The organism is Rhabdaerophilum sp. (assembly GCF_046092605.1).
GTDB lineage: Bacteria > Pseudomonadota > Alphaproteobacteria > Rhizobiales > Beijerinckiaceae > Rhabdaerophilum.
The window spans coordinates 1-15,545 of record NZ_JBJTDY010000109.1 but is presented as its reverse complement, the minus strand read 5'-3'; the positions used below and the strand labels follow the sequence as shown (position 1 = coordinate 15,545).

General features: G+C 65.2%; 15 protein-coding genes. 4 read left to right on the top strand and 11 right to left on the bottom strand.

The window, feature by feature from the left end:
• Window positions 1–4: 4 nt before the first annotated feature.
• Window positions 5–751 carry an SDR family NAD(P)-dependent oxidoreductase gene (locus ACKODO_RS08465; RefSeq protein ID WP_408983000.1) on the top strand — a complete coding sequence of 249 codons (747 nt, stop codon included), beginning with the start codon at window positions 5–7 and terminating at the stop codon, window positions 749–751.
• A 192-nt stretch (window positions 752–943) separates the two neighbouring features.
• Here ACKODO_RS08465 and der read toward each other — a convergent pair whose 3' ends face one another.
• The 3 genes from der to ACKODO_RS08450 form a co-directional block, all read right to left on the bottom strand.
• Window positions 944–2,380 carry a ribosome biogenesis GTPase Der gene (der, locus tag ACKODO_RS08460; RefSeq protein ID WP_408982999.1) on the bottom strand — a complete coding sequence of 479 codons (1,437 nt, stop codon included), beginning with the start codon at window positions 2,378–2,380 and terminating at the stop codon, window positions 944–946.
• Between the two features lie 7 nt (window positions 2,381–2,387).
• Window positions 2,388–3,053, bottom strand: a complete 666-nt coding sequence (locus ACKODO_RS08455; RefSeq protein WP_408982998.1) for a tetratricopeptide repeat protein — start codon at window positions 3,051–3,053, stop codon at window positions 2,388–2,390.
• 68 nt (window positions 3,054–3,121) lie between these two features.
• Window positions 3,122–3,706, bottom strand: a complete 585-nt coding sequence (locus ACKODO_RS08450; RefSeq protein WP_408982997.1) for an NnrU family protein — start codon at window positions 3,704–3,706, stop codon at window positions 3,122–3,124.
• A 353-nt stretch (window positions 3,707–4,059) separates the two neighbouring features.
• Here ACKODO_RS08450 and guaB point away from each other — a divergent pair, with 353 nt between their 5' ends.
• A complete protein-coding gene (gene guaB, locus ACKODO_RS08445; protein ID WP_408982996.1) occupies window positions 4,060–5,565 on the top strand; it encodes an IMP dehydrogenase in 1,506 nt (501 codons plus the stop codon).
• A 155-nt stretch (window positions 5,566–5,720) separates the two neighbouring features.
• Here the strand turns inward: guaB and ACKODO_RS08440 are convergent, their stop codons facing one another.
• Window positions 5,721–5,879 (bottom strand): hypothetical protein, encoded by a 159-nt coding sequence (locus tag ACKODO_RS08440; RefSeq protein WP_408982995.1) that lies wholly within the window; start codon window positions 5,877–5,879, stop codon window positions 5,721–5,723.
• Between the two features lie 222 nt (window positions 5,880–6,101).
• Here ACKODO_RS08440 and ACKODO_RS08435 point away from each other — a divergent pair, with 222 nt between their 5' ends.
• Both ACKODO_RS08435 and guaA read left to right on the top strand, forming a co-directional pair.
• Window positions 6,102–7,469, top strand: coding sequence for an RsmB/NOP family class I SAM-dependent RNA methyltransferase (locus ACKODO_RS08435; RefSeq protein ID WP_408982994.1), 1,368 nt, complete (start codon window positions 6,102–6,104; stop codon window positions 7,467–7,469).
• A 17-nt stretch (window positions 7,470–7,486) separates the two neighbouring features.
• Window positions 7,487–9,061 carry a glutamine-hydrolyzing GMP synthase gene (guaA, locus tag ACKODO_RS08430; protein WP_408982993.1) on the top strand — a complete coding sequence of 525 codons (1,575 nt, stop codon included), beginning with the start codon at window positions 7,487–7,489 and terminating at the stop codon, window positions 9,059–9,061.
• A 263-nt stretch (window positions 9,062–9,324) separates the two neighbouring features.
• On the opposite strand, the gene ACKODO_RS08425 is transcribed toward guaA, so the two are convergent.
• The 7 genes from ACKODO_RS08425 to ACKODO_RS08395 all read right to left on the bottom strand — a co-directional run.
• Window positions 9,325–10,386: an alcohol dehydrogenase gene (locus ACKODO_RS08425; protein WP_408983043.1), complete on the bottom strand. Its 1,062-nt coding sequence runs from the start codon at window positions 10,384–10,386 to the stop codon at window positions 9,325–9,327.
• 25 nt (window positions 10,387–10,411) lie between these two features.
• Entirely contained in the window at window positions 10,412–11,119 is a 708-nt protein-coding gene (locus ACKODO_RS08420; RefSeq protein ID WP_408982992.1) for an ABC transporter ATP-binding protein, read from the bottom strand.
• Entirely contained in the window at window positions 11,116–11,874 is a 759-nt protein-coding gene (locus ACKODO_RS08415; RefSeq protein ID WP_408982991.1) for an ABC transporter ATP-binding protein, read from the bottom strand. Before ACKODO_RS08415 ends, ACKODO_RS08420 begins: the two co-directional genes overlap by 4 nt.
• The gene (locus tag ACKODO_RS08410) at window positions 11,871–12,758 is read right to left on the bottom strand and encodes a branched-chain amino acid ABC transporter permease (RefSeq protein WP_408982990.1); all 888 of its coding nucleotides are present in this window, start codon (window positions 12,756–12,758) and stop codon (window positions 11,871–11,873) included. The genes ACKODO_RS08415 and ACKODO_RS08410 overlap by 4 nt, the downstream gene beginning before the upstream one ends.
• Window positions 12,758–13,624 (bottom strand): branched-chain amino acid ABC transporter permease, encoded by an 867-nt coding sequence (locus ACKODO_RS08405; RefSeq protein ID WP_408982989.1) that lies wholly within the window; start codon window positions 13,622–13,624, stop codon window positions 12,758–12,760. The genes ACKODO_RS08410 and ACKODO_RS08405 overlap by 1 nt, the downstream gene beginning before the upstream one ends.
• 68 nt (window positions 13,625–13,692) lie before the next feature.
• Complete coding sequence (locus ACKODO_RS08400) at window positions 13,693–14,916, bottom strand: ABC transporter substrate-binding protein (RefSeq protein ID WP_408982988.1); 1,224 nt, start codon at window positions 14,914–14,916, stop codon at window positions 13,693–13,695.
• 63 nt (window positions 14,917–14,979) lie between these two features.
• A partial coding sequence (locus ACKODO_RS08395) for an amidohydrolase family protein (RefSeq protein ID WP_408982987.1) occupies window positions 14,980–15,545 on the bottom strand: 566 nt, incomplete at its 5' end.

The following is a 15,545-nucleotide window of genomic DNA, read 5'->3' as shown; positions in this document are numbered from 1 at the left end:
CACCATGACCGAGAAAGTGCTTTCCGGCCGCATCGCGCTCGTCACGGGCGCCTCGCGCGGCATCGGACGGGAAACCGCCCTCGCCTTCGCCAAAGCCGGTGCCCATGTCATCGCGCTGGCGCGCACGGTGGGCGGGCTTGAATCGCTGGATGACGAGATCAAGGCCATCGGCGGTTCAGCGACATTGGTGCCGCTCGACCTCACGGATTTCGATGCGCTGGATCGCCTCGGGCTTTCCATCCACGAGCGTTGGGGCAAGCTGGATGTGCTGGTTGGCAATGGCGCGACCCTCGGGCCGATCTCGCCGCTGAACCATATCGAACCGAAGCACTGGGAGCGCGTTTTCGCGATCAACGTGACGGCGAATTTCCGTCTCATCCGTTCGATGGACCCGCTGCTTCGGGCTTCGAAAGCCGGTCGCGCGATCTTCATCTCCTCAGCCGCGGGCTCGAATGCGAACGCCTATTGGGGCTGCTACGGCGCCTCGAAGGCGGCACTCGACCTGATGTGCCGGGATTGGGCGGAAGAAGTGCGGAACATCACGAACATCAAGGTGATGCTGGTCAATCCGGGCCGCACGCGCACCCGCATGCGCGCCGAGGCCGCGCCGGGCGAGGACCCGATGTCGCTTCCCGCCCCGCACGAGATCACCCCGCATCTCGTGGCGATGGCCGCACCCGATTGGCAGGAGACGGGCAAGATCTTCGATTTCCCCCGCCGGGCGGTGCTGAGCTTCCGCGCGCCGGCGTAACCCGGATCATTTCCCTGGCTTGCTGTTGGTGCGCCGCGAGACGTGGCCTTCTCCACCTCGACCAAAGCGGTGGTGGCGCGTGGGGAAACATCCCGCACCGCAAGAGCAGCCGAAAGGCCTGCCTCGATACCTGCGTCAACACCGAGATTGGCGGGATCGTCAGACTGAACACGCCCTCGCGCAAGGCGCAGATCAGCCCCGCTTGCGGCGGTTCTCGTAAGGGTTCTCGCTCGTCCGCAAGGAAAGCCGGATCGGCGTGCCCGGCAGGTTGAAGTTCTCGCGCAGGGAATTCACGAGATAGCGGCGATAGGCCTCGGGCAAGGCATCGAGCTGGTTGCCGAAGATCGCGAAATGTGGCGGGCGCGTCTTCACCTGCGTGGCATAGCGCAGCTTGATGCGACGCCCCGACACGGCCGGCGGCGGGTGGTTCTGGGTGACACCTTCGAGCCAGCGATTGAGCTTCGCCGTGGAAACGCGCGCGTTCCACACCTTCCAGGCGGAAACAACGCCTTCCATGAGCTTGTCGATGCCCTGCCCCGCAAGGCCCGAAAGCGGCACGATGGGGCAGCCCTTCACCTGCGGCAGCAGGCGCTGCGTCTCTTCCCTGAGCGTCGAGAGTGTGGCGCCGCGCGTCTCGATCAGGTCCCATTTGTTGAGCCCGATCACCACGGCGCGGCCCTCGCGCTCGATGAGATCGATGATGGTGAGATCCTGCTTCTCGAGCGCGATCGTCGCGTCGAGCAGCACCACCACGACCTCCGCGAATTTCGCGGCACGGATGGCATCGCCCGCGGCGAGCTTCTCCACCTTGTCCTCGATGCGTGCGCGCTTGCGCAGGCCTGCGGTGTCGAACACCTTCACCTTGCGCCCGCGCCATTCCCAATCTAGCCCGATGGAATCACGCGTGATCCCCGCCTCCGGCCCGACAAGCAGGCGTTCCTCGCCCAGCATCGTGTTGATCAGCGTGGATTTGCCCGCATTCGGGCGCCCCAGAATCGCGATGCGCAGGGGCTTGCTGGAATTCTCGAGATCCTCGCCTTCCTCGCCTTCCTCGTCATCCGCGTCGAAGACGTCGAGATCGGTCTCGGCCTCATCGCTCTCCGGCTCGTGCACCAGGTCCGCCTCGCGCTCGGCCTTGGCATCGAGCTGCGCGAGAATGGCCTCATAAAGTTCGCCCATGCCCTCGCCATGCTCGGCCGAAATCGCGAGCGGATCCCCGAGGCCGAGGCTGAACGCCTCATAGGCACCGGCCATGCCCTGCTTTCCCTCGACCTTGTTGGCGGCAAGAATGACGGGCTTGCCCGAACGGCGCACGAGTTCGGCGAAATGCCGGTCATCGGGCATCAATCCGGCGCGGCCATCGATGAGGAAAATCACGCCATCGCTTTCAGCGATGGCCGCTTCCGTCTGCTGGCGCATGCGCGCGGAGAGGATGTCGGCGGCGGCATCCTCGAGGCCCGCCGTATCAATCACGGTGAAACGTTCCGGCCCGATGCGGGCTTCGCCGAGACGGCGATCGCGCGTCACGCCCGGCCGATCATCCACCAGCGCGAGCTTCTTGCCCACGAGGCGGTTGAACAGGGTCGATTTGCCGACGTTCGGTCTCCCCACCAGCGCGAGTTTCAGCACGACGGCCTCATCTGATCGGGCCGGCGCGCACCACCGCAAGCAGCAATTCGGCGCGCTGGCGCAAGCCCTGCGGCGTTTTCGCATCCAGGATGATCGCCTGCAGCGCATCGAGCGCTTTCGCGTTCTCCTTGTGCTTCCAGGCCGAGAGCGCCACGCCCTCCCGCGCGGAATGGCGGAGGATTCCATTGGCCGAAATCAGCGGCGAGAGCCGCTTCTCGATCTCCGCGAGCGGTGCGGTATCGACGAGCAAGAGGCCCGCGCGCAGTTTCGCAAGCTCGCGCCATTCATTCGGCAGCGCCGAATCGGCGGCAATCGCGTCGAAGGCGGAGATCGCATTGGCGCGCGCCGAGTCGTCCTTAGCGGCACGGGCCATTTCCGAAGCGAGCCGGATGCGCGCCAGGGCGGGATAGGAGCCGCTCCTGCCGGCCGAAAGAGCGGTCAGGCTGGCCTGCGCCTCGGGCTTGTCGCCATTGGCTTCGGCAATGGCCGCCTCGAAGGCCGCGCCGGCGGCGGCGCGCTGCTTGAGTTGCTGGGATTGCCAGAATTGCCAACCGGCGACACTGGCGATGAACAGCAGCGCAGCCGCGATGAATTTCGGCCCGTGCTTCTTCCACAGTTCATTCGCCTTGTCGCGGCGGACTTCCTCATCCACCTCGCGAAAGATATCGGACATCGGGCTTCCCAATTCTCAAGCGGATCGCACGGCGCGACCTGTTTTCGTCTCGTGGGAACGCCTTATCGTCAAACGCCGAAGATTCCTACCCCGATCAGCGTGCGATGCAGGCCGAACATGAAGGCGAGCGCGACAAGCGTGCCGACAACCACGGCGATCACGTCATTCCGGGTAAAGCCGGATGGCGCGGGCATGGTCAGCGCACCGGAGCGCTTCACCGCGATCCGGGCATAGACCGCCCAGCCCAGGAACGAGCCGAAGAGCAGGATGGAACCAAGATCGCCATTCGCCAGCAGATGCGCCGTGGCCCAGAGCTTCACGGCCGCGAGCATCGGGTGCTTCGCCTTCGCCTTGATCAATCCCGGCAGATAGGTCGCGGCCAGCAGGATGAAGGCCGGCCAGACCAGCAAGATCGAGAGATGCGCGAGGAACCGTGGCGGCTCCCAGACCGGAATATAGCCTGCGGCGCGATAGACGCCGAAGCCATGGATGATGAGCGCGAAACCCATCAGTGCCACCAGCGAATAAAGCGAGCGATAGAGGTTCGGTCCGAAACGGTTCACCAGGGCCTGGCGGAGCCCGGTGAAGCGGGAGACGAGATGCCCTCCGAGAAAGATCACCAGCCCGGCGACAAGCCCGTTCAGCGCAGCCATTCCTCTCTCCCTGTTCCTGATTGCCCTGATGCGTCTTGCTCGCTGCATGTTATGGGTCGCGCCTTGTCCGGACGCAACCCCGTCTGGCCTGTTTCCTGATGCTTGCGGCGATGCGTCAATCCTAACCGATGCGGGAACGCCGATGCAGGGTTGCAATCTGCGCCGTGAGCGGCGGCGGCGATGCGGGGTGCGAATTTCGAGCTTTTTTCACAAGAGGCGCTTCCCCTTTCGCCCGGCTTGGGTGTAGGGATGCGCGCCAACATTGGTCGGGCCGGCTCCGCGCTTGTCGTCATGCGGCTGCCACATCGCATCGCCAGATGCTGCTTGCGCCCGTCAAGAACAGGAGTGTTGGCATGCCGAAATCTTTTTCCGCCGGAATTCCCGAAGCGCTCACCTTTGACGACGTGCTCATGCGCCCCGGCCATTCCGAGGTGCTCCCGGCGGAAACCGATCTGCGCACGCGGCTCACGCGCTCCATCAGCCTCAATCTGCCGATCGTCTCTTCGGCGATGGACACGGTGACGGAAGCCCGCCTCGCCATCGCCATGGCGCAGGCCGGCGGCCTGGGCGTCGTCCATCGCAACCTTGCGCCAGAGGAACAGGCCGACAATGTGCGGCAGGTGAAGCGTTTCGAGAGCGGCATCGTGATGAACCCGGTGACGATTACCCCGGATTCGACCCTCGGCGAGGCGCTGGCCATCATGAAGGCCAAGGGCATCAACGGCCTGCCGGTGGTGGCCGATAGCGGCCCGAACGGCAGTTCCAAATCCGGCAAGCTCGTGGGCATCATCACCCATCGCGACGTGCGCTTCGCCGAGCACATGGACCAGCCCGTCCGCGAATTGATGACCAGCCACGAGAATCTCGTGACCGTGCGCGAGAATGTGACGCAGGCCGAGGCGCGCCAGCTCTTCCACCGCCATCGCATCGAGAAGCTGCTCGTTGTCGATGGCGATTATCGCTGCGTGGGCCTGCTCACCGTGAAGGATATCGAAAAGGCGCGCCTCAACCCCAACGCCAACAAGGACAGCGAGGGTCGCCTGCGTGTCGCCGCGGCCACGACCACCGGCGAGGAAGGCTATCGTCGCACGGAACTCCTGATCGACGCGGGTGTCGATTGCGTGGTGGTTGATACCGCCCACGGCCATTCCCAGCAGGTTCTCGATGCGGTCGCGCGCATCAAGAAACTCTCGAATGCCGTTGAGGTCATCGCCGGCAACGTGGCGACGGCCGCCGGCACCAGGGCGCTGATCGATGCCGGTGCGGATGCCGTGAAGATCGGCATCGGCCCGGGTTCGATCTGCACGACGCGCATCGTCGCGGGCGTGGGCGTCCCGCAGCTCACGGCGATCCTGGAATCGGCCGAGGCGGCTGCGAGGGAAGATGTGCCGGTGATCGCCGATGGCGGCATCAAGTATTCCGGCGATCTCGCCAAGGCGCTCGCGGCGGGCGCCTCCTGCGCCATGATCGGCTCGCTGCTGGCGGGCACGGATGAAAGCCCCGGCGAGGTGTTTCTCTATCAGGGCCGCTCCTACAAGGCCTATCGCGGCATGGGCTCGCTGGGTGCGATGGCACGCGGCTCGGCGGATCGTTATTTCCAGGCGGAAATCAGGGATTCGATGAAGCTCGTGCCCGAGGGCATCGAAGGCCAGGTGCCCTACAAGGGGCCCGTTGCGAATGTCGTCCACCAACTCGCGGGCGGCCTGAAAGCCGCCATGGGTTATGTCGGCGCGAAAACCATCAAGGACATGCAGGAGAAGGTCGAGTTCATCCGCATCACCAATGCGGGCCTGCGCGAGAGCCACGCGCATGATGTGACCATCACCCGCGAAAGCCCGAATTATCCGACGCGTGTCTGAGGTGCGGGCGGTTCATCGTCCTTGCGATCCTGCCCGCCATGAAAAAGCCCGCCATGAGAAAAGCGCGTCATGAAAAAAGGCCTCCATGAAAAAAGGGCCCAATAAAAAAGCCCGCCGTGAGGCGGGCTTTCGATTTCGGAAAAGGCGTGAACCGCTCAGCGGCAGGCGCGCTTCGTGCCGCATTCCAGCTGCGTCTTGGCATCAATGCCACGCGCCGGCGGGGTCAGATCGGTCTGCTGGGCCTGCGAGGAGGCGCAAGCCGCGACCGAGATGAGCATGGCGGCCGCGAACACGCCGTTGATGATCTTCTTCATGAGTCTACTCCTGATAAACGAACTGAATCTGCGGGCGGCCAGGCTCCGCCGTGGAGCCGGTTCGACCGCAGAACCAGCGGCTTGAGGCCTTCGGCCCGAATCGTGGCAGAAACGCGGCGCATGGATTGGTTTTGAAGGGAAATGGTGAGGAAAGGGTAACGATCCGTTTCCGGCGGCCGATTGGCTTGACTTGTCCGGGCCTTCACGCCAAGCGATCCGCCAATGACCCCCTCTGCCCGCCTCTCCGCCGCCATTGCGCTTCTCGACGAGATTCTCGACCGCAAGCGGCCGCTCGGGCCCGCTCTGGCGGATTGGGGCAAGGCCAACCGCTATGCCGGTTCGGGCGATCGCAATGCCATCGGCAACCTCGTGCACGACACCCTGCGCGTGAAAGCCTCGGCCCAATGGATCATGGGGTGGCGGGCCGAAGCAGAAGCATCGCCAAGCGAAGTGGATACCGGTTCGCGTGAAGACGATGCGTTGAGAACACAATCCGGCCGCGCCGCCCTGCTCGGCATGCTGCGCCTGCTGCGCGGCATGGAGGCGGAGGCGATCGCTGCGCTTTTCACAGGCGAACGCTTCGCACCCGCCCCGCTCTCCGAGGCCGAGCGCGCGGCGCTTTCCGCGGCCGATCTCTCCGATGCGCCGGCGCATGTGCGTGGCAACTACCCGGAATGGCTCGATGCGGAACTCGCCAGGAGCTTCGGCGAGGCCCGTGTGGAAGAGGCGGCTGCGCTCGCCTCCCGCGCGCCGGTCGATGCGCGCGTCAACGCGCTGAAGCTGATCCGCCTCAAGGCGATGGAGGCGCTTGGCCATCTCGAACCTGAGGCTACACCGTTCTCGCCCTATGGCCTGCGGTTCAAGCCCAATGCCGAGGGACGCGCGCCCTATATCCAGGCCGAGCCGGCCTTCATCAAGGGGGCGGTGGAAATCCAGGATGAGGGCTCGCAACTCGCTGCCCTTCTCGCAGGCGCGAAGCCGGGCATGCAGGTGCTGGATCTCTGCGCAGGCGGGGGCGGCAAGACCCTCGCCATGGCCGCGGAGATGAACAACAAGGGCCAGATCTTCGCGACCGACAACGATGCGCGTCGCCTCGCCCCCATCCATGAGCGCCTCACGCGCGCCGGTGTGCGGAACGTGCAGGTGCGCACGCCCAAGGGGAAGGAACCGGCGAAGCTCGACGATCTTGCCGGCAAATGCGATCTTGTGCTGGTCGATGCGCCCTGCACTGGCACCGGCACATGGCGCCGGCACCCCGATGCGAAATGGCGCCTCAGGCCCAACGCGCTGGAGATGCGCCGCGAAGAGCAGCGCGGCTTGCTCGCGCAGGCCAGGCGTTACGTGAAGCCTGGTGGCCGGCTCGTCTACATCACCTGCTCGCTGCTTGATGCCGAGAATGGCGCGCAGATCAGGGACTTTCTGGCCGCAAACCCGGATTTCAGGGTTCTCGACCCCGCCGCGAATGCCAGGGCCACCGGGCTGGATTCCATCGGCCGGCATCGGGACGTTTCCGGGCTTGGCCTGCTGCTCTCGCCGCATCGCACGGATACCGACGGCTTTTTCATGTCCGTTTCCACACGTTCCACCTGATTGCCGAAAGGCTGGCCATGACGCTTCCCAACCACGACACCGTTCTCATCATCGATTTCGGCTCGCAGGTGACACAGCTCATCGCCCGGCGCGTGCGCGAGACCGGTGTCTACTGCGAAATCCACCCCTACCAGAAGGCGGATGAGGCCTTCCTGAAGCTGCGCCCCAAGGCGATCATCCTGTCGGGCGGGCCGGATAGCGTGACGCGCGCGGGCAGCCCCCGTGCGCCGGAGGCGGTGTTCGCAAGTGGCCTGCCGATCATGGCGATCTGCTACGGCCAGCAGACCACCGCCGTTCAGCTCGGCGGCGTGGTGGAGGGCGGACATGCCGCCGAATTCGGCCGTGCGGATATCGAGATCAAGGAGGCTTCAGCGCTCTTCGACAGGCTCTGGGAAGTGGGCCAGCGCTATCCGGTCTGGATGAGCCATGGCGACCGCGTGACGAAGCTCCCAGAGGGCTTCAGCGTGAAGGCTGTGAGCGAGAACGCGCCCTTCGCCATCGCCACGGATGAAAAGCGCCGCATCTACACCACGATGTTTCACCCCGAAGTCGTGCATACGCCCGATGGCGGCAGGCTGATCGCGAATTTCGTGCATCAAATCGCGGGGCTCAAATCCGATTGGACCATGGGCGCCTATCGCGCAGAGATGATTGCGAAAATCCGCGAGCAGGTGGGCAAGGGCAAGGTGATCTGCGGCCTCTCCGGCGGGGTGGATTCGAGCGTCGCCGCCGTGCTGATCCACGAGGCAATCGGCGACCAGCTGACATGCGTCTATGTCGATCACGGGCTGATGCGGAAGGGCGAGAGCGAGGAGGTGGTGAACCTGTTCCGCGGGCACTATCACATTCCGCTCGTGCATGTGGATGCGAGCGAGACCTTCCTTGGCGCGCTGGCCGGCATCTCTGACCCGGAGGTGAAGCGCAAGACCATCGGCAAGCTCTTCATCGATGTGTTCGAGGCGCAGGCGAAGAAGATCGCAAAAGACGGGCAACAACCGGCGGAATTCCTCGCGCAGGGCACCCTCTACCCGGATGTGATTGAAAGCGTGAGCTTTTCGGGCGGACCCAGCGTCACCATCAAGAGCCATCACAATGTGGGCGGCCTGCCTGAGCGCATGAAGCTGAAGCTCGTGGAACCCCTGCGCGAGCTCTTCAAGGACGAGGTGCGGGCGCTTGGCCGCGAACTCGGCCTGCCCGAGACCTTCGTGGGACGTCATCCCTTCCCCGGCCCGGGCCTCGCGATCCGCATTCCCGGCGAGATCACCCGCGAGAAGGCCGATATGCTGCGCGAGGCGGACGCGATCTATCTCGAGGAAATCCGCAAGGCCGGGCTCTACGACACGATCTGGCAGGCTTTCGCCGTGCTGCTGCCGGTGCGCAGTGTCGGCGTGATGGGCGATGGCCGCACCTATGATCACGTCTGCGCCTTGCGCGCCGTGACCTCGGTGGATGGCATGACGGCCGATTTCTACCCCTTCGACATGGCCTTCCTTGGCCGCGTGGCGACGCGCATCATCAATGAGGTGAAGGGCATCAACCGCGTCACCTACGACATCACCTCGAAACCGCCCGGCACGATCGAGTGGGAATGATTTCTGCCCATCCGAGGGCATGAAGATGCGTCGGGAACATCGCTTGCCGCTGCCGAAGCAGGCTTTGGCCATGCTCCACGAGCAGAAGCGGGCGGCGTGACTCAGATGAAGCAGGCTCCGGCAAAACCGGGGCGGTTCAGACAGGCTGCGGCGTGGAGCCAATTGAAACAGCCGTCAGGCAAGCTCGGCGAGGTTCATCACCCGGCCCGGGCAGCGGCCAAGCCGCCTCTCGGGCTGGTCTGGCATCTTTGCCTTGCGGAATCTCAGGGACAGAGAATCGTGCGCCCGATGACGCGGCCGGCATCGAGTTCGGCGAGGGCGGCATTCGCCTCGGCCAGCGCCCGCCGGCGGGCAGGCAGCGGCTCGGGCGGCCTTCTGCGAACCAGCTGCATCAGTTCATCGAGTTCGGCGAGGCTGCCGACATAACTGCCCTGGATGGCGATGGCCCGGGAGGCGATGAGCGGGATCGACAGGCTGATCGCGCCGCCGATCAACCCGACGATCACCTGGGTTCCGCCTTTCATGAGGGAATCGAACCCGGTCTGCACCGTTGATGGCACGCCGACGAAATCGATGGCGGCACGAACACCTTTCCCGGTCGCGCTTGCCGCCTTGATCGAATCCACGAGGTTGGGGTCCTGCCCGTCGAAAGCCGCGAGGGCCCCGAGTTCCAGCGCCGTCGCGCGTTTCGTCGCGTCGATATCGACCACGATTGCACCCCGCGCGCCGAGCATGCGGAGCAGCGTGAGGCACATGAGACCCACCCCGCCGGCACCAAACAGCACGATAGGCTCGCTCTTCAGCACGGATTCGGGGATCTTCCGCAGGGCGCTGTAGGCCGTCAGCCCGGAACAGGCGAAGGGTGCCGCAATGGCCGGCTCCATCGCGCCGATGTCGAGCAGATAGCGCGGATGCGGCACCAGCACATGGCTGGCATAGCCGCCCGGCCGGAAGATGCCGAGAAAGCGCGGCGAGAGGCAGTAATGCTCCTCCCCGCGCGCGCAGGTCTCGCAGGAGCCGCAGCCGATCCACGGAAAGGCGAGCTTGCGCACGCCGGTCGTGACGCCCTCTGCCTCCGGCCCCGCGCTGACCACGGTGCCGCAGATCTCGTGCCCCATGATGACCGGCAGCCTGATGCCCCGATCCCCCATCAGGAGACGCTTGCCGCCACCAAGATCATAAAAGCCATGGCAGATATGGAGATCGCTGTGGCACACGCCCGCCGCATCGACCTTCAGCAGAACCTCGGTCCCCTTCGGCTCCGGCATCGGCATGCGAAGCGGAACCAGCGGCTCGCCAAATTCGGAAACCGCATAGCAGAACAGGGATTCGCTTTCCTTGAGCATTGGATCAGCCGTGATGTTGACCAAGATAGAGGTTTGCCGCCCGCTCGTCGGCCAGCAGGCGATCGGCCGGACCTTCCATCGCGACACGTCCGCCATCAAGGATGACACCGCGATGGGAGATCCTCAAGGCCTGCCGCGCGCGCTGCTCGATGAGCAGCACGCTCGCGCCGATGCCGGGAAGCGCCCGGATGCGCTCGAAGGTTTCCGACACGAGCGCGGGCGAAAGAGCTGCCGTGGGTTCGTCCAGCACGATCAGTCGCGGGCGGGTCATCAGCGCGCGGGCATAGGCCAGTTGCTGACGCTCGCCGCCGGACATCGAGCCGGCCCGCGCGCGGCGCCGCGCGGCAAGCGCGGGGAAGACCGCGAAAAGCTCGGCGATGCGCTGCCGCCGGTCGGCGACACCCACCACGACCTCGAGATTTTCCTGCACGGTGAGGGAGGGAAAGATGTTCGCGACCTGCGGCACATAGCCGATGCCGCGATTGGCGCGCATTTCCGTCGGCACGGCGTTGATCACCATCCCTTCGAAGCGGACCTCACCCTCCACGCGGGGCAGCAGGCCCACCACGGCCTTGGCGAGGGTGGATTTGCCCGCGCCGTTGGTGCCGGCCACTGTCACGATCTCGCCGCGGCCGACCGAGACCGTGACGCCGTTCAGGATGTTCACCTCGGAATAGCCGCCGCTGAGATTGACGACCTCGAGCACGCTCATGCCGCGCCTCCCAGATAGGCTTCGCGCACATCCTTGCGCGCAAGAACCTCGGCGGGCGTGCCCGAGGCCAGCAGCCTGCCCTGATCCATCACATGCAGCACGCTGACGAGGCGGGAGAGCGCGGAGAGATCGTGCTCGATGATGACAAATCCGATGCCGCGCCGGTTGAGCGCCCGGATATGGGCCGAGAGTTCCTCTATCAGCACCGGGTTCACACCCGCGAAAGGCTCGTCGAGAAGGATCAGCTTCGGCTTCGTCATCAGCACACGGCCGAGTTCGAGCAGCTTCTTCTGGCCACCCGAGAGCCGCCCGGCGGAGGTATCCGCCACCGCGCGAAGCTTCAGGAAGTCGATGGTTTCCTCCGCCTCGCGGCGGATCGCCTCTTCCTCGGCGCGCACCCTGCCGGGCCGGAAGAAGAGGTCGACGAGGTTTTCGCCGCTCTGGCCGGGGGCCGCCGCCATCAGGTTCTCGCGCACCGTGAGATGGGCGAATTCGCGCGGCACCTGGAAGGTGCGCACCATGCCGTGGCGCGCGCGGTCGAAGGGCGCCTCGCGGGAGATATCGGCATCTCCCAGAAGCACGGTCCCCTCGCCATTCTGCAGGAAGCCGGTGACCATCGAGAACAGGGTCGATTTGCCCGCACCATTCGGGCCGATAATGCCCACGAGCGTGCCCGGCTCGATTGCAAGGATCACGCCATCCACCGCCTTGAAGCCGCCGAAGCGGACGGAAATGTCATGGAGGCTCAGCTTCATTTGCGCCTCGTGTAATCGCCCATCAGGCCCTGCGGCCGGTAGAGCGTGAAGAGGATCAGCGCGAGTCCGACCACGCCGATGCGGATGCTCGCCATCTCCACCGCCGAGATGAAGGGCAGCAGGTCGCGCAGGAAGCGCGAACCCTCGAGGAAGCCCATCAGCAGCAAGGTGCCAAGCAGCGTGCCGGAAATGCGCCCCACGCCGCCCATGATGATCGCCATCCAGACATAGAAGGTGACGATCGGCAGGAATTGATCCGGCGAAACGTAGCCGATGTAATGCGCGTAAAAACCTCCCGCGAGCCCGGCGAGAACCGCCCCCAGCACCAGAACCTGGATCTTGAAGCGCGCGGGGTCCTTGCCCAGGGCCTTCACCGCATCCTCGTTGTCGCGGATCGCCTCGATCATCCGGCCGAAAGGGCTCTTCACGATGCGCAGGAAGGCCATCACCGCGAGAAGGTTCGCGAGGCCAACCAGCGCGAGGATCGTCAGCGCCGGGCCGGTGCCCACCCCGTCGATCAGCTTGGGGATGCCGGGAATGCCCTGCACGCCCTTGGTGAGCCAGCCCTCGGAGGTCACCACAAGGCGCACGGTTTCAGAAAAGCCGAGCGTGACGATGGCGAAGTAATCATCGCGCAATCGAAGCGCGACAAGGCCGATGGGGATGGCCGCAAGACCCGCGAGCACCATGCCGGCGAGAAGCCCCACGCCAATGGGCATGCCGCCAGCGGTCGAGAGGATCGCGGCGGCGTAAGCGCCGATGCAGAAAAAGCCGACATGGCCGAAATTGATGAGGCCCGTCAGCCCGTATTGCAGCGTGAGGCCGAGCGAGAGCAGCACATAGATCGCCGTGACGATCAGGATGGCGATGAGATAGGCTTCCATCAGCGCGCGCCTTCCAGCTTGCCGAAGAGGCCGCGCGGGCGCACCAGCAGCACCACGAGCATCATCAGGAATGACAGGGCGATCTTGTAGGTGAAGCCCACGAAGGGCGTCGCGAGTTCCTGCACCACGCCGATCAGCAATCCCGCCACCACCGCGCCGACCGGGCTGCCGATGCCGCCGACAATCGCCGCCGCGAAGGCCGGCAGCAGCAGGTCCCACCCCATTTCCGGTGAAACCACGGTCTTGATGCCCGCGACGATTCCCGCCGAGGCCGAAACCGCGCCGGCCAACAACCAGAGCACGGTCATCACCCCCGACGGGGAAATCCCCGAGACACGCGCGAGCGCCGGATCATCCGCCACCGCGCGCATGCGCCGGCCGACGGGCGTGAGATGCAGGATCGCGAAGACGATGGCGAGGATCATCGCGCAGGCCGCAGCGAGCACGAGATCATTGGGATGGACCGGCACCCCGCCGATCCGCCAGGGCCGCACCAGCGGCAACTGGAAGACCTGCTGCGAATGCCCGAACGAGACCCCGAGAATGGCGCGAAGCACGAAAGCCAGGCCAATCGAAGCCACGAGAAGCGCCACATTGGAGCGCTGCGCGAGTTTTTTGAAGATGAACCAGTAGCCGAGGAAACCCACAAGCGCCCCGGCCGCTGCCCCCGTGAGGCCGCCGACCAGCAGCGAATTCGTCGCGCGATGCCCCAGGAGCGCGCCATAGGCGCCGACGGTCATGGTGTCGCCCGTCGCCGCGTTGGGAAACCGCGCAATGCCGAAGACGAGCGTGATCGACAGGGCGGAAAGCCCGATGATCAGCCCGGCCACCACGCCGGAAATCAGCAATTCGATCCAGAATGCCATGCGGGAACCATTGCCACGCGGAAGAAGATCAGGGCCCGGCGAGGGCGAGCGCGCCGGGCCCCACGCCGTCAGATCTTGACCACGTAGCGGCGATCGAGCTTGCCCTTGGTGATGAAGAACACGCCGAAATCGGGCGTGACATCACCGAACTCGTCGAAATCCAGTACCGAGGAGGCCCCCTCGTAATTGATCTTCCTGCCGGCCTTCAGCGCGGCCTTGCCATCGGCGAAGGTGAAGACCTTCTCGCCGCCAGGGTTCGACACTTCGCGGATCTTCGCGTTGATCTGGGCCGTGCCGGCACCCGGTCCGGCCGCCTCGATCGCCAAGGCCAGCGCGATCACCATGTCATAGGTCATCGCGGCATAGACATTGGACGCGCCGGGCTGGGACATCTTCCGGCGATAGGCTTCATCATAGCGGGCGAAGGAGGCCGCCTGCTCGTTCGAAACGGAATCAACCGAAATGATCCCCTCGGTCGGCTCGTTGCCGAGCGCGGATACCAGCTGCGGGTTCGCGGCCCAGCCGGGAATGATCCATTTCACGTTCGCGCCGGTCTGGAAGGCCTCGCGCAGGATGATCGTCGTATCCGGCAGGAAGGAGCCCATCACGATGACATCCGGGCGCGCGGCCATCACCCGCTGCAGCTCGGCGCGGTAGCTCGGCTGATTGGGTTCATAGACGACCTCGGCCACCACCTGGTTGCCCTTGGCCTCCCAGGCCTTCTTGAAGCCCTGCGTGTTGCCGATGCCCGAGGCATTGTTGAAGGCCATGGTCGCCGGGCGCTTGTAGCCCTCCTTCACCGCGATCTCCGCGAAGGCGCGGCCGAAGCGGTCATTCGTGGCCTGGAAGCGATAGCCATAGCCCTTGGCATTGGCCGGCTGCACGGAAAGAGCCGGCGCGCCGGAGGTATGCATCAACAGGATGTTCGCATCATTCACGAGCGGAATCACCGCCAGCGACACGCCCGAGGACCAGGTGCCGAGGATCGCGTTGACCTTGTTCACCTCGATCAGCTTTTTCGCGGCGAGCACGGCCGATTGCGGGTTGGTCTGCGTGTCATCCGCGAAGACCTGCAGCTGGCGGCCGCCGGCACCGCCCGCGGCATTCACTTCCTCGACCGCCGCGAGGATCATCGCGGCCATGCCGGAGCCGTAAGGGCTGCCGGCACCCGTCACCGGGTTCAGCGCGCCGATGCGGAAGGCCTCGGCCTGCGCAAGAGCGCCTTGCGGCGCAAGCCCGAGGGCAAGGGCGCTCGCGCCTGCCTGAAGGATGGTTCTGCGATCAATCGTCATGATGGTCTCCCCTGTTGAAGCGCATGCGCGCCTTCTGGTTGTCTGGGTTTCGGATTTGGCTCGTCAGTTGATGGCCTTGCGCTTCACGACCTTGCCGCCGCGCAGGATGATCGGCATGTGGCGACCCTGCCCGGTGAGGAGCGAGAGATCCTTCAGCGGATCGCCATCCACCACGATGAGATCGGCATATGCGCCCGGCGCGACCACGCCGATGCGGCCCTCCATGTGGCAGAGCTTCGCGGCGACATGCGTGGCCGAGGCGATGACTTCCCTCGCCGGCAGAACCCGGCCGCGGATGACGAATTCCTCGGATTGATAGGCATGCATCGCCCCGAGCAGATCACTGCCATAGGCCATGGCGAGGCCCACCTCCCGCATGATCGCGAGGGATTCGAGGCCCTTGAGGCGCACATCGTCGATCTTCGCGACCGATTCCGCCGGAAAGCCGAGCTTCGGGCCGTCGGAAGCGAGTTTGTCGTAAGTGACGAGCGTGGGGACAGCCACCGCACCCGCCTTCGCCGCGAGTTTGGCGACCTCCGGCGTGATGAGGTTGCAATGTTCGAGGGAATGCACCCCGCATTCCACCGCGCGCTGGATGGCCTCGGCCGTGTAGAGATGCGCGGAGACAT

What these genes read in the sequence shown, in the direction of transcription:
- ACKODO_RS08465 (WP_408983000.1), top strand. Translation starts at nt 5, where the DNA reads ATGACCGAGAAAGTGCTTTCCGGCCGCATCGCGCTCGTCACGGGCGCC.
- ACKODO_RS08455 (WP_408982998.1), bottom strand. Translation starts at nt 3,053, where the DNA reads ATGTCCGATATCTTTCGCGAGGTGGATGAGGAAGTCCGCCGCGACAAG.
- ACKODO_RS08450 (WP_408982997.1), bottom strand. Translation starts at nt 3,706, where the DNA reads ATGGCTGCGCTGAACGGGCTTGTCGCCGGGCTGGTGATCTTTCTCGGA.
- guaB (WP_408982996.1), top strand. Translation starts at nt 4,060, where the DNA reads ATGCCGAAATCTTTTTCCGCCGGAATTCCCGAAGCGCTCACCTTTGAC.
- ACKODO_RS08440 (WP_408982995.1), bottom strand. Translation starts at nt 5,879, where the DNA reads ATGAAGAAGATCATCAACGGCGTGTTCGCGGCCGCCATGCTCATCTCG.
- ACKODO_RS08435 (WP_408982994.1), top strand. Translation starts at nt 6,102, where the DNA reads ATGACCCCCTCTGCCCGCCTCTCCGCCGCCATTGCGCTTCTCGACGAG.
- guaA (WP_408982993.1), top strand. Translation starts at nt 7,487, where the DNA reads ATGACGCTTCCCAACCACGACACCGTTCTCATCATCGATTTCGGCTCG.
- ACKODO_RS08420 (WP_408982992.1), bottom strand. Translation starts at nt 11,119, where the DNA reads ATGAGCGTGCTCGAGGTCGTCAATCTCAGCGGCGGCTATTCCGAGGTG.
- ACKODO_RS08415 (WP_408982991.1), bottom strand. Translation starts at nt 11,874, where the DNA reads ATGAAGCTGAGCCTCCATGACATTTCCGTCCGCTTCGGCGGCTTCAAG.
- ACKODO_RS08410 (WP_408982990.1), bottom strand. Translation starts at nt 12,758, where the DNA reads ATGGAAGCCTATCTCATCGCCATCCTGATCGTCACGGCGATCTATGTG.
- ACKODO_RS08405 (WP_408982989.1), bottom strand. Translation starts at nt 13,624, where the DNA reads ATGGCATTCTGGATCGAATTGCTGATTTCCGGCGTGGTGGCCGGGCTG.
- ACKODO_RS08400 (WP_408982988.1), bottom strand. Translation starts at nt 14,916, where the DNA reads ATGACGATTGATCGCAGAACCATCCTTCAGGCAGGCGCGAGCGCCCTT.